Annotated in this window: 11 protein-coding genes and 3 tRNA genes; 6 read left to right on the top strand and 8 right to left on the bottom strand. The window is 56.7% G+C overall.

The window, feature by feature from the left end; genetic code table 11:
• Positions 1-7: 7 nt before the first annotated feature.
• Complete coding sequence (locus ACR0CA_RS18010; protein WP_214648752.1) at positions 8-901, top strand: tyrosine-type recombinase/integrase; 894 nt, start codon at positions 8-10, stop codon at positions 899-901.
• 101 nt (positions 902-1002) lie between these two features.
• On the opposite strand, the gene ACR0CA_RS18015 is transcribed toward ACR0CA_RS18010, so the two are convergent.
• A tRNA-Val gene (locus tag ACR0CA_RS18015) sits at positions 1003-1077 on the bottom strand.
• Positions 1078-1187: 110 nt separating this feature from the next.
• Entirely contained in the window at positions 1188-1925 is a 738-nt protein-coding gene (locus ACR0CA_RS18020) for a porin (RefSeq protein ID WP_480900510.1), read from the bottom strand.
• Positions 1926-2265: 340 nt separating this feature from the next.
• On the opposite strand from ACR0CA_RS18020, the gene ACR0CA_RS18025 reads away from it, so the two are divergent.
• From ACR0CA_RS18025 to uvrA, 3 genes are all read left to right on the top strand, one after another.
• Positions 2266-2342 (top strand) — tRNA-Asp (locus ACR0CA_RS18025).
• Positions 2343-2387: 45 nt separating this feature from the next.
• Positions 2388-2464, top strand: a tRNA-Asp gene (locus ACR0CA_RS18030).
• A 177-nt stretch (positions 2465-2641) separates the two neighbouring features.
• A complete protein-coding gene (gene uvrA, locus ACR0CA_RS18035) occupies positions 2642-5500 on the top strand; it encodes an excinuclease ABC subunit UvrA (protein WP_480900511.1) in 2859 nt (952 codons plus the stop codon).
• A gap of 2 nt (positions 5501-5502) precedes the next feature.
• Here the strand turns inward: uvrA and ACR0CA_RS18040 are convergent, their stop codons facing one another.
• The 6 genes from ACR0CA_RS18040 to ACR0CA_RS18065 form a co-directional block, all read right to left on the bottom strand.
• Positions 5503-6159 (bottom strand): site-2 protease family protein, encoded by a 657-nt coding sequence (locus ACR0CA_RS18040; protein WP_170791085.1) that lies wholly within the window; start codon positions 6157-6159, stop codon positions 5503-5505.
• A gap of 80 nt (positions 6160-6239) precedes the next feature.
• Positions 6240-6632, bottom strand: coding sequence for a hypothetical protein (locus ACR0CA_RS18045; protein ID WP_480873667.1), 393 nt, complete (start codon positions 6630-6632; stop codon positions 6240-6242).
• Between the two features lie 95 nt (positions 6633-6727).
• Entirely contained in the window at positions 6728-7600 is an 873-nt protein-coding gene (gene mmsB / locus ACR0CA_RS18050) for a 3-hydroxyisobutyrate dehydrogenase (protein ID WP_170791081.1), read from the bottom strand.
• A gap of 3 nt (positions 7601-7603) precedes the next feature.
• Entirely contained in the window at positions 7604-8644 is a 1041-nt protein-coding gene (locus ACR0CA_RS18055; RefSeq protein WP_480900515.1) for an enoyl-CoA hydratase/isomerase family protein, read from the bottom strand.
• 7 nt (positions 8645-8651) lie between these two features.
• The gene (locus ACR0CA_RS18060) at positions 8652-9794 is read right to left on the bottom strand and encodes an acyl-CoA dehydrogenase family protein (RefSeq protein WP_480900517.1); all 1143 of its coding nucleotides are present in this window, start codon (positions 9792-9794) and stop codon (positions 8652-8654) included.
• A gap of 103 nt (positions 9795-9897) precedes the next feature.
• The gene (locus ACR0CA_RS18065) at positions 9898-11013 is read right to left on the bottom strand and encodes a carboxylate-amine ligase (protein ID WP_480552069.1); all 1116 of its coding nucleotides are present in this window, start codon (positions 11011-11013) and stop codon (positions 9898-9900) included.
• A gap of 130 nt (positions 11014-11143) precedes the next feature.
• Here ACR0CA_RS18065 and ACR0CA_RS18070 point away from each other — a divergent pair, with 130 nt between their 5' ends.
• The gene (locus tag ACR0CA_RS18070; RefSeq protein ID WP_480900519.1) at positions 11144-11995 is read left to right on the top strand and encodes a class I SAM-dependent methyltransferase; all 852 of its coding nucleotides are present in this window, start codon (positions 11144-11146) and stop codon (positions 11993-11995) included.
• A gap of 70 nt (positions 11996-12065) precedes the next feature.
• Positions 12066-12542, top strand: a complete 477-nt coding sequence (locus ACR0CA_RS18075; RefSeq protein WP_170786627.1) for a fasciclin domain-containing protein — start codon at positions 12066-12068, stop codon at positions 12540-12542.
• The last annotated feature ends 43 nt before the right edge of the window (positions 12543-12585 follow it).

Below are 12585 nucleotides of genomic sequence, written 5' to 3' on the forward strand. Positions count from 1 at the left end.
GGCAGTCATGCAGAAAGCCTACCAAGATGCGCTTGACCGAGTTCAGTTTGCAGAGCTGCCTGAAATCAGCCTTGAGGACTGCTTTGAACATGCATTGGTTGATCTGGACAAGGAACAGTCCAGACGCATCTACAGGGCGTCCTATCGTGTCCTTTATGAATACGTTTCGTCAAAGGACATGAACGCTTCTGACTTCACGCAAGACATGCTGGAAGACTTTCTGGACTTTCGTCGTCAACAGGGCCGTAAGGAAAACACTCTGAAAGGTGATATTCGAGCGATCCGTCGTGCGTTCAACAAGCTTGAGCATCGGTACAACTGCCCGAAGCTGAAGTACCCGAGCATCAAAGGCTTTACCAAGACACGGTATCTGTCTGACCGTGAGGAAAAGATCATCTTCGATGTTCTGGCGCAGAACGAAACTATCACGGCACGTAAGGCGGAACAGCTTTGCGTGGTGCTGATTGACACGGGTTTACGCCTGATGGAAGCGGTAACTCTGGAATGGGAATTCATCGACCTGAACAGACGGGAAATCGAAGTCTACCGGACCAAGACCGGAACGGTATCGTTGGTGCCTATCTCGCAAAGGGTTCATGACCTGTTTCGACGGTTGCATAATCAGGACCAGCCTTTCGAGGGCGTAGAGGAAGCAATCAAACTTCTGCGTAAGGTGATCCGTGACAACTGCAACAAGTCGGAGCGGGTTGTCCTGACACGGGGTAGCGCCACGGTGCATAGCCTTCGGGATACTTATGCCAGTCGGATGGTCCAACGTGGCCTTTCGATACAGCAAGTCTCGGTCCTTCTGGGGCATTCAAATATCTCCCAGACCATGAAATACGCTCAACTTGAAAAGGTAGACGTGGTTGCTCAGGCACGTTTGGCGCTCGACGCCTGACGCGCAATCTTAGTACAAAAACCCACACAGTATGTGCGGACAATACTTCTGGGGTAGGAAAATCAGGCTGTAAAGGGCTGAAAAGTAAATGAAAAATGGAGTGGTGGGTGATAACGGATTTGAACCGCTGACATCTTCGATGTGAACGAAGCGCTCTACCACTGAGCTAATCACCCGTAAGGCGGCGTCTTACAGTGAGTCTTGGCCCGCCGCAAGAGCCGGGATTCGTTTTTCTAACCCCGGCACCAAAGTCCCCCCGGAGGCGCGCCCCGAGAGGAAAATGTCCTCATAGACCCGGCAAACCTGGCAGTCTGGACAGAACGCCACGCTGACCGAAGGTGGTGCCGCGCTCGTTGCCAAAGTTCACACGGACGCCGAAGCTGACATATGCTTCGTTTTCGCTACCGGACACCAATGGGGACGAAATATGGGCAACACCGACATTGCCGTAGACTTCGGCATTGTCCGCAGCCGCATAAGAGGCGCCAATGGCAAACAGGTTGTAGTCCAGTGCACCTGCAAAGTTGTCAACGATGTCAAAGCTCGCGTTCAGTTCCCATGCATCAGCCAATTCGGTTTTTGCCGAAATACCAAATAGCGTGCCATCCAGATCCGAGGCATTTGTCAGATCTTGCCGCCCAAGATAACCTTCGATCTCTGCGGGTCCGGCATCAAATCCGGCTTCCAGACCGTAGAATTCGAAATCGGCATCGTCCAGGTCTTCCTGGCCGTAAAACAGGCCGAAAGACGCGTTGTTGGTGGTGTGCCAGTTGCCGTGCAAGGTCCAGTTCGTTGCGGTCTCGCTTAGGTCCTGAAATCGCTGGACGCCAAGATCTAGCTGTGTGCTGAATGCGCGGTTAAATGCCAATTCTCCAGAACCGTTCAGGTTGTAGGCGTCACCGAAGTCGGTGTCTGTGAACGTAGAATAATCCAGATTCAAATATCCGCCGGAAAATTCGACAGCTTGTGCTGCACCAGTCAGGGTTGCTGCTGACAAAGCGCTGCTAATAAACAACTTTTTCACGTTTATGCTCCGTTTTCTTTTCGTTGTGCAATAGGGTCTTCTTGAGACCTTCTGAGCAATTGCGGACTTAATCGGGCTAGAGCGGAAAGTGTATCTGGCACAGTTGAATTAGGTGCGATGTGGCGAAGCTGACACAGTTTTTGGTTGTGGCGAAAACACCTGCTGCTTGATCCACTTGCGTTGTTGGCTGATCTGCTGTCAAGACCGGTGATGACACGTTGATCCGAGATCTTCGGCGAAGGTAAAATTCCCGAATTCGGAAAAAACTTCAAAACGCCGCTTGACGCTGCCCGAGCGGAGCCATAATACACCCCAACGTTCAGCAACGAACGTGCAGCGGGCGGTTGTAGCTCAGTTGGTTAGAGTACCGGCCTGTCACGCCGGGGGTCGCGGGTTCGAGCCCCGTCAACCGCGCCATCGCTGCACTCCTTGGTCCAGGTTAAAGGCCGTAAAAATAGATGCGCGGTTGTAGCTCAGTTGGTTAGAGTACCGGCCTGTCACGCCGGGGGTCGCGGGTTCGAGCCCCGTCAACCGCGCCATTTATTTCTCAAATCTCAGTCAGAACTTTGAACATTCAGCACATTGCGCGCCGACGCACATGTTTTGTCAGGAGTGATCGGCAATAATCCGTAAGTTCACACTTTGTTCTAATTTTTCTGTTGGAGACTCAGTGCTGCTCGCCTATTTCTAGGTCACTTGCGTGTAGGGGGCCAAGAATGGCTGAGCTGAAGAATATCGAGGTGCGCGGCGCGCGCGAACATAACCTCAAAAGCATTGATGTGGATATTCCGCGGGATCAGCTTGTGGTGATCACGGGGCTATCTGGTTCGGGCAAGTCGTCGCTGGCCTTTGATACGATCTATGCCGAGGGTCAGCGTCGCTATGTCGAAAGCCTGTCGGCTTATGCGCGGCAGTTTCTGGACATGATGGAAAAGCCCGATGTGGATCACATCAGTGGGCTGTCTCCGGCGATCTCGATTGAACAGAAGACGACGTCGAAAAACCCGCGCTCGACCGTGGGGACCGTGACCGAGATCTACGACTATCTACGCCTTTTGTTTGCCCGCGCAGGTACGCCCTTTAGCCCCGCCACCGGCCAGCCGATTGAGGCGCAACAGGTGCAGGACATGGTCGACCGGATCATGACGATGGAGGAGGGCACGCGCGGCTACTTGCTGGCCCCCATCGTGCGCGACCGGAAGGGGGAATATAAGAAAGAGTTCCTTGAACTGCGCAAACAAGGTTTTCAGCGTGTCAAAGTGGATGGCGAGTTCTATGAGCTCGATTCCCCGCCCACTTTGGACAAGAAATTCCGCCATGACATCGACGTGGTCGTAGACCGCCTTGTTGTGCGTGAAGGGATGGAGACTCGACTGGCCGACAGCCTGCGCACCGCTTTGGATCTCGCGGATGGCATTGCGATTCTGGAAACCGCCCCGAAGGAGGGCGACCCGGAACGTATCACCTTCAGCGAGAATTTTGCCTGCCCAGTCAGCGGCTTCACCATCCCCGAGATCGAACCGCGCCTGTTTTCTTTCAACGCGCCATTTGGGGCGTGCCCGGATTGCGACGGGTTAGGGGTCGAGCTGTTCTTTGACGAACGCCTCGTGGTGCCGGACCAGACGCTCAAGCTGTATGACGGTGCCTTGGCCCCGTGGCGCAAGGGTAAGTCGCCCTATTTCTTGCAAACCATCGAAGCCATTGCGCGGCATTTTGAGTTCGATAAGAACACCCCGTGGAAAGACCTTCCCGCCAAGGTGCAACAGGTATTCCTGCGCGGCTCTGGTGATGAGGAAATCCAGTTCCGCTATGATGAGGGCGGGCGAGTCTATCAGGTGACACGCAGCTTTGAGGGCGTTATTCCGAATATGGAACGCCGCTATCGCGAAACTGACAGTGCCTGGATTCGGGAAGAATTCGAGCGTTATCAGAACAACCGTCCTTGCGGGGCCTGCGAAGGCTACCGTCTGCGACCCGAAGCTTTGGCAGTCAAGATCGCGGGTCTGCATGTGGGGCAGGTGGTTCAGATGTCGATCCGTGAGGCCTTGGCTTGGGTTGAGGACGCCCCGAACCATCTGAGCGTACAGAAGAATGAGATTGCTCGGGCGATTCTGAAAGAGATTCGCGAGCGCCTCGGATTCCTGAATAATGTGGGTTTGGAATATCTTACGCTGTCTCGTTCTAGTGGCACGTTGTCCGGTGGCGAAAGCCAGCGTATCCGGTTGGCCAGCCAGATTGGGTCGGGCCTGACGGGCGTGTTATATGTGTTGGACGAGCCTTCGATCGGGTTACATCAGCGGGATAATGACCGGCTGCTGGGGACGCTCAAGAATCTGCGCGATCAGGGCAATACGGTGATCGTGGTCGAACATGACGAAGAAGCGATCCGCGAGGCTGATTACGTGTTCGATATTGGCCCCGGTGCCGGTGTGCATGGCGGGCAGGTGGTCAGCCATGGAACGCCAGAGCATATCGCGGCCGATGCGGCCTCGATGACCGGGCAATACCTGTCGGGCACGCGCGAGATTGCTGTGCCCAGTGACCGGCGCAAGGGGAACAAGAAAAAGCTCAAGGTCGTCAAAGCCACCGGGAATAACCTGAAAAACGTCACGGCAGAATTTCCGCTGGGTAAGTTCGTTTGTGTGACCGGTGTATCAGGTGGCGGTAAGTCGACTCTGACGATTGAGACACTGTTCAAAACCGCCTCGATGCGATTGAACGGCGCCCGGCAGACGCCTGCGCCCTGTGAGACGATCAAGGGGCTGGAGCATCTCGACAAGGTCATCGACATTGACCAGCGCCCTATCGGGCGGACTCCGCGTTCGAATCCAGCGACTTACACCGGGGCCTTCACCCCAATCCGCGACTGGTTCGCTGGTCTGCCGGAAGCCAAGGCGCGAGGGTACAAGCCGGGGCGGTTTAGCTTTAATGTCAAGGGTGGCCGGTGCGAGGCGTGTCAGGGTGACGGCGTCATCAAGATCGAGATGCACTTTCTGCCTGACGTCTATGTCACCTGCGAAACCTGCAAGGGTGCGCGCTACAATCGCGAAACATTGGAGATCAAATTCAAGGGCAAGTCCATCGCCGATGTCCTTGATATGACTGTAGAAGACGCGCAGGAGTTCTTTAAGGCCGTGCCTTCAATCCGCGATAAGATGGATGCGCTGGCGCGTGTTGGGCTGGGCTATATCAAGGTTGGGCAGCAGGCCACGACCTTGTCCGGGGGCGAGGCGCAGCGGGTGAAATTGTCTAAGGAATTGTCCAAACGCTCGACTGGGCGGACGCTGTATATTCTGGATGAACCAACGACTGGTCTGCATTTCGAAGACGTGCGCAAGCTGTTGGAAGTGCTCCATGAATTGGTCGATCAGGGCAATACGGTCGTTGTGATCGAGCACAATCTGGATGTGGTAAAAACCGCTGACCATATCATCGACATCGGCCCCGAAGGTGGCGATGGCGGTGGTGAGATCGTCGCCACCGGCACGCCTGAAGATGTGGCCGCCGTCGAGCGCAGCCATACTGGGCGATACCTGAATCAGATGCTGAACTCTGAACAGGTCGCGGCGGAATAGCGTCAATACTGCGCGTATCGCAGCATATGCCAGTGGCGCAGTAATGGTGGGAAGAAAAGAAACACAAAGCCGAAATTCACATAGGCAAACACCATCATCGGCAGCCACATGGCGACGCCAATCAGTCCGACAAATCCGGCAATGCGGGTCGCTGTTACGGGTTTCACCATGCGGTTCAGCATTGCGTGGAACAGCCGTCCACCATCCAGCGGCATCAATGGCAGCATGTTGAAAATCGCCAGCCACAGGTTCAATTGTGCGGTCACGACCAAAACCCAACCCAGCGCGGGAGAGGAAACGAAGGGCTCGACCAGTGAACACACCGCCCAAAGGGTCAGGTTCACTATTGGCCCCATGGCCACGATCAACTCATCTTCGTATGACGAGGTCGAGCGGCGATGTTCGCAAAATCCGCCACCGCAATAAAGGACGACGCGGTTGACGGGGACGCCCTGGATCAAACAACCCCAAGCGTGCCCGAGTTCGTGCAGCAGGATCGAGCCCAGCAAAATACCCACGAATCCAAGCGCATAGGGCAGGGTCCCGGGGTCGAAGCTGAATCCGACGATGATCAGAACCAGTAAAATCAGGCTCTGGTTCAATTGAATGGGTACGTTCCACGGGCCGCGGAACTCAAAAATCGCACCGTCACTATACATATTCAATCCTCGCAATAACGAGAATCGTGATGACGCAGAATTGCGTCAAAAATTGGGTGCTATCGTTGAGGTTGTGTGACCTAGTTCAGAATGTCGACGACCGCGCCGATCAGGTTCAGCACTTTGCGCGTTTCGGGGTCGACCCGGTAAACGTAATCGCCAGCTCGGATATACGAACCGCGATCTAGACCATAACGGTAAGGGTCATTGATCCAGCGGTAGTCGTTATTGATGAACTCGCCGTTGCGATACAGTTTTTTGGCCTGGCCAGGCGGAACGCAAGGTACGTTTTTCTTGGCCAGACCCGGTGGGCAATGGCCACCCTTGTTCTTGACCTGAATCACAGGTTGCGAAGGGATGCGAAAAACGTTGTCCGTAGTCTTGCCGTTGCCTTTACCATTGCCTGCCATCACCGCCGCAGGAGCGGCCACCAGAGTGGAAACTGTTAACAAAACTGCCAAAACGCGTGACATCGTGATCTCCGACACAAAACTGCTCTGACTCGATAGATGGCGGTCCGAAGGTCGGCGGTCAACCCCGCGGGCAGATACCCGCCCACGGGATAATATCATCCGCGTCCGCGTTTTTCGAACCGGGGCAGCATGGCAGAAAAGTCCTTGCCCAGCCCGTTCTCGGCCTCGACAAACTGCTCATAAAGCGCAGTGGCCGCCTGTCCCATCGGAGTATCAGCATCCGAGCTTTCGGCCGCTTGCTGGCTGAGGCGCAGGTCCTTGAGCATCAGTTCCGCCGCAAAGCCCGGTTGGTAATCGTTGTCCGCCGGGCTGGCAGGTCCTACACCGGGCGCGGGGCAATAAGCGTTCATCGTCCAACTATAGCCCGAGGACGTGCTGACCACGTCGAACATCTTTTGCCGGTCCAGACCCAGCTTGTCAGCCAGCGCAAACGCCTCGCAGGTGGCGATCATAGTGACGCCGAGGATCATGTTGTTGCAGATCTTGGCGGCCTGACCGGCACCAGAGCCACCGCAATGCACGGCCTTTTGCCCCATGATGTCGAACAGTGGGGCGGCCTTGGCGAAGGCCTCCTCAATGCCACCTGCCATAAAGGTCAGGGTTCCGGCGGCGGCACCGCCAATCCCTCCGGACACGGGTGCATCCACGGCCAAGACGCCAACTTGAGCGGCTTGGTCTGCGACTGCGCGGGCACTGTCCACATCTACGGTCGAGCAATCCACCCAGACCGCGCCCGAATCCATTGCGGGCAAGATCTGGTCAGCGACAGCACGCAGTATCTGGCCGTTGGGCAGCATGGTGATGACGATCTCGGCACCGACGGCGGCTTCAGCCCCCGAAGCGGCCATAACTACGCCTGGAACGTCTACGTCTGCCATGTCAAAGCCTGCAACCTCGTGCCCGGCCTTGGACAAATTGGCAGCCATCGGATTGCCCATATTCCCAAGGCCGATAAACCCGATCTTCATTCCTCAATCCTCCTCGAATGTCAGCGTATTGCTGCCCAGCGGTTGTAGCATCCGCGACACTTCGACAATGGGGACAGTCCGGTCTTGGTGCTTCCAGCGGGGTGTGCGGTCCTTGTCGATAATCTGTGCGCGGATACCTTCCAGAAAATCTCCGTGCTCGCTTGCGCGGTAGGTAAAGCGGAATTCATGTTCCAGCGCTTTCCGAATGGTCAGGTTAGGCCCGCGCAGCCGGTGCAGCATTTCGATACAGCAGGCCATGGAAAGGGGCGAACCTCGGTTCACCATTTTCAATGCGCACGCCGCAAAATCCGTGTCTGACGCGGTCAGGGTGTTGAGGATGTCCTGCAACCCTTCACCATCAAAAAGCATGTTGATCTGGTCTTGCAGCGCGGCCAGTTTGCCGTCAGGGGCGTCTTGGGCATGGGCGGCCAGCAGGCTTGCGTCGCCCGAGGCTTCGAGCATGTCGATCAGGTCAGCCCATTGCGCGGTCGGGATGTAGTGATCGGCGAATCCAGCGAAAATCGCGTCGGCGGGACCCATACGGTGGCCGGCTATGCCCAGATATTCGCCCACCCGACCGGGGGCCAGCGCAAGCATTAGCGAACTGCCCACATCCGGCACCAGACCGATGCCGCATTCGGGCAGGGCGATCTGGCTGCTTTCGCCCACGACGCGATGACTGCCGTGACATCCGATCCCAACGCCGCCGCCCATGGTAAATCCTTGCAGGAAACTGACGACCGGTTTGGGGTATTCGAAGATCAGCGCATTCAGGCGGTATTCATCCCGCCAGAACGTCTGACCATATGCGAAATCGCCCTTGGTGCCGGTTTCGTAAAGCTCGGCAATGTCGCCTCCGGCGCAAAAGGCTTTGTCGCCCTCGGCGTCAAAGATGATCAGATCCACCGCATCATCCTCGCGCCAGTTGCGGAGCGCCGCGTCGATGGCCATGCACATGTCATAGCTGAGCGCGTTCAGGGCCTTGGGCCTGGTCAGAGTGATCCGTCCGGCGCGGCCCGCTGTTCGAATGTCGATATCAGCCATAGCGCCCTCAGCGATTGGCCAGCATCTGGCGCGACACGATCACGCGCATAATTTCATTCGTTCCTTCCAGGATTTGATGCACGCGCAAGTCGCGGACCAGTTTCTCGATACCGTAGTCTGCAAGGTAGCCATAGCCGCCATGCAGTTGCAGGCACTGATCCACCACTTTCGATCCGGTCTCGGTCACGAATTTCTTGGCCATGGCGCAGAACTTGGTCGCATCGGGCGCGCCCTGATCCAGTTTCCACGCAGCTTGGCGCAAAAATGTGCGCGCGGCCTGCAACTCGATCTCCATATCGGCCAGACGGAATTGCAGCGCCTGAAACTGGTCGATGGACTGACCGAAGGCCTGCCGCTCGGACATATATTGCAACGTCATATTCAGCCCCGTTTGCGCGGCCCCTAACGAGCATGAGGCGATGTTAAGCCGTCCGCCATCTAGGCCCATCATCGCGTATTTGAACCCGTCGCCTTCGACACCAACAAGGTTTTCGGCCGGGATTTTGCAATCGTCGAACTGCACCTGCGCCGTGGGTTGGCTTTTCCATCCCATCTTCTGCTCCAAAGCGCCGAAGGACAGGCCGGGGGCGCCGTCTTCGACATAGACCGTTGAAATCCCCTTGGGACCGTCCTGTCCCGTGCGCACCATGCAGACATAGGCGTCGGAATAACCACCTCCTGAGATGAACGCCTTGGTCCCGTTCAGCAGGTATCCTTCATTGCTGCGGTCCGCGCGGGTTTTCAGCGCAGCAGCATCCGAGCCCGAGCCCGGTTCGGTCAGGCAATAGCTGAGAACGGTATTCAGGCTGAGAACATCGGGCATGATACGTGCTTTAAGCGCATCCCCGGCGAAACTGTCCAACATCTTCGCGCACATGTTGTGAATCGAAAGAAACGCCGCGACGGACGGGCAGGCCATCGACAACGCCTCGAACACCATTGTGGCATCCAGACGCGACAGGCCCGAACCTCCACTGTCTTCAGAGACGTAGAGGCCGCCGAATCCAAGCTCTCCGACACGTGGCCACAGGTCTTTGGGGATGGTCCCTTCAGCCTCCCACTGTCGAGCATAGGGGGCTATGTTCTTCTGCCCGAACTCATATGCCATGTCGAAGATCGCAGTCTGCTCTTCGGTCAAAGCGAAATCCATGGCTTCCCTCCCACGCCGACGGATGAATTGAACGAGTGTTTATTTCCCAATCCTTACAGAAATTTTTCACGGCCAGCAATTCCCAGCATCTGTCTATTGGGGATTAAAGGTCGTGGTGAAATTCCTCGATCAGGTGTTGGACAACCGCTTTTCCCGGATCTTCGCCACGGGCGGATGCCTCGGCATAAACGCGTCGCTGACGTGTGGCCGATGTTCCGTTCTGCGCGATTTGTTGCAACCGCGCCAGTTCGGTCATTGTACCAAGTGCCTCGGTGTCTTCGGCCAGTAGTCCCATCAGTTCGCCCATCAGTTCGGGCATGGGCTTGATCGAGCGGTCGCCAAAGTCGATCATGCCCTCGCCGACGCCATAGCGCTGTGCGCGCCAACGGTTTTCTCCGATCAGGAACTGGTCATAGTTGCGCCAACGCAGGTTTCGCGCTTTCAGGCGGCACAGCATTCGGGTCAGGGCCTGTACCATCGCCGCAAGAGACAGCGCGTGTTCAAGCCTCGGTTGCACATCCATGATCCGCGTCTCAAGCGTGGGGAAGCGGTGCGACGGCCTAAGGTCCCACCAGATTTTCGACGTATCCTCGATCACGCCAAGCTCTACCAGAATGCCGGTGGTGCGCTCATATTCGTCCCAACTGGCCAAGGCTGGGGGCAACCCGGTGCGTGGAAGGTTGTCAAAGACCGTCAAACGGTACGAGGACAGCCCCGTATCCTCACCGTTCCAATAGGGGGATGAGGTGGACAAGGCCAGCAGATGAGGCAGGAAGTAGGCCAGTTGCGGCATCAGATCAGCACGCAGGGCAGGGTCTTGAACCCCGATATGGACATGCATCCCACAGATCAGCATTCGCCTCGCCACGCCGCCCAAGGCATGTTGCAGCGCGTCATAGCGTTCCTTGCGCGTGTGGTGCTGCTTCTTCCAGTCGGCAAACGGATGGCACGACACCGCAATTGGTGCGAGGTTGTAGTCTGCCGCGCGTTTGGCCACGCAGGACCGTAGGCGTTTCAGGTCCTCTCGTGCGGCGGCGATAGTGGCATGGGGGCGGGTGCCGACCTCGATCTGACATTGCAGGAATTCCGGGCTGACCTGGCCTTGGAAGTCGGTCTGGCAAGCTTCCATCAACGCCTCGGGCGCTTCGGCAAGTTCGCATGTGTCGCGGTTGACCAGAAGATACTCTTCCTCGATACCCAGCGTGTATTCTTGCTGCATGGTCGCCCTCGTCGGTTATTCCAAACAGTGAATACGGAAATGATCGTCTTGCCAAGTGTTTGGCTTGCGAAGCCCCCGGCGCCGGCGATAAGAACCCTTCAGTCAACAGTCCAAACCCCGGAGCGTTCGCGTGAAACCCAGGAAATTCCGAAAAATCAACGACGCCCTTGAGGAACTTGGGGTTAAACTTATCGACAAAGCCCCCGAAAATGACGAACGCGCCCGCCTTGAAGCGTTTGAGAGGGCAGGAGGCTTGACTCGACCCGCCTATGCCTTGTCGCCGGGGATGAAGGAGTTCGATATCGCGCCGCTAGCGGCCGAATATGGCGAACATGCCGATGCGCTGGCCGCGATGAAGGACCCGGCGCGCAGTCAAACCGGCTATCGGATTGGCAATGGCTATTATGATAGCCCCGATGCCGATGCCTTGTACCTGATGATCCGTCGGTTCAAACCTCGAAGGGTGATTGAGGTCGGCTGCGGCAACTCAACGCGCGTGACCCGGCAAGCGATCATCGACGGCGGGCTCAGGACGCAGATCACCGCGATTGACCCCTATCCGCGTGCAGACATCGCCCATGTGGTGGATCATTTCGAACAGAAACGGCTGGAAGAGGTCGACCCCGCGCTGTTCGATCAGTTGGAGGCGGGTGACATCCTGTTCATCGATTCCAGCCACGTTGTACGCATGAGCAATGACGTCGCACACCTGTTCTGTCGCATCATTCCGGCATTGAAACCTGGTGTCGTCATCCATGTGCACGATGCTTTTTTGCCCTACGAATATCCCAAGCGATTCTTCTATGACTGCCCCGGTTGGGGCGAGCAGTACATGCTGCATGCTTTGCTGCAATCTGGCGCGTTTTCAATGCTTTGGCCGGGGTATTACCTGCAACAGGATCGCCCCGATGCGGTCGAGGCTTTGCCGTTCCTGGGCGATGGTCGTGCGCAAAGTATCTGGGTGCAGATCAAAGAAAATTGAACTCAAAGTGATCCGCTGTGGCTGAGGCCCCGTACCCCTTTTCATAACACGCTGGAGAGGAGATACAGCCATGTTCCGCCAAACACTGATGGGTGCCGCAGCCGCACTTGCCCTGACACTGCCGGTCAAGGCGCAAGCCGCCGACATCGTGGACACCGCCGTTTCGGCCGGGTCGTTCGAAACGCTTGTTGCCGCTGTTCAGGCTGCCGGACTGGTCGACACGTTGAAAGGTGACGGCCCGTTCACCGTATTCGCCCCCACAGATGAGGCATTTGCCGCCTTGCCCGAAGGCACAGTAGAAACGCTTCTGCTGCCCGAGAATAAGGATCAACTGGTCGAAATTCTTACCTATCACGTGGTCCCGGCAAAGGTTATGTCCGGTGACATTGCTGGTAAGCGTGCAAAGGTTCTGACGGTCCAAGGTGATCGACTGAGCGTCAACGCCAAGCGCGGGGTTAAAGTCAACGACGCCGAAGTCATTCAGGCTGACATTGAAACCAGCAACGGTGTGATCCACGTTGTCGACGCAGTCATCCTGCCGGAATAACGCGCTGTAAAGTCATGAAAAAACCCCGGTCCTTGCGGCCGGG

This window comes from Ruegeria sp. F12 (assembly GCF_056533885.1).

What these genes read in the sequence shown, in the direction of transcription:
- ACR0CA_RS18010 (WP_214648752.1), top strand. Translation starts at nt 8, where the DNA reads ATGCAGAAAGCCTACCAAGATGCGCTTGACCGAGTTCAGTTTGCAGAG.
- uvrA (WP_480900511.1), top strand. Translation starts at nt 2,642, where the DNA reads ATGGCTGAGCTGAAGAATATCGAGGTGCGCGGCGCGCGCGAACATAAC.
- ACR0CA_RS18040 (WP_170791085.1), bottom strand. Translation starts at nt 6,159, where the DNA reads ATGTATAGTGACGGTGCGATTTTTGAGTTCCGCGGCCCGTGGAACGTA.
- ACR0CA_RS18045 (WP_480873667.1), bottom strand. Translation starts at nt 6,632, where the DNA reads ATGTCACGCGTTTTGGCAGTTTTGTTAACAGTTTCCACTCTGGTGGCC.
- mmsB (WP_170791081.1), bottom strand. Translation starts at nt 7,600, where the DNA reads ATGAAGATCGGGTTTATCGGCCTTGGGAATATGGGCAATCCGATGGCT.
- ACR0CA_RS18055 (WP_480900515.1), bottom strand. Translation starts at nt 8,644, where the DNA reads ATGGCTGATATCGACATTCGAACAGCGGGCCGCGCCGGACGGATCACT.
- ACR0CA_RS18060 (WP_480900517.1), bottom strand. Translation starts at nt 9,794, where the DNA reads ATGGATTTCGCTTTGACCGAAGAGCAGACTGCGATCTTCGACATGGCA.
- ACR0CA_RS18065 (WP_480552069.1), bottom strand. Translation starts at nt 11,013, where the DNA reads ATGCAGCAAGAATACACGCTGGGTATCGAGGAAGAGTATCTTCTGGTC.
- ACR0CA_RS18075 (WP_170786627.1), top strand. Translation starts at nt 12,066, where the DNA reads ATGTTCCGCCAAACACTGATGGGTGCCGCAGCCGCACTTGCCCTGACA.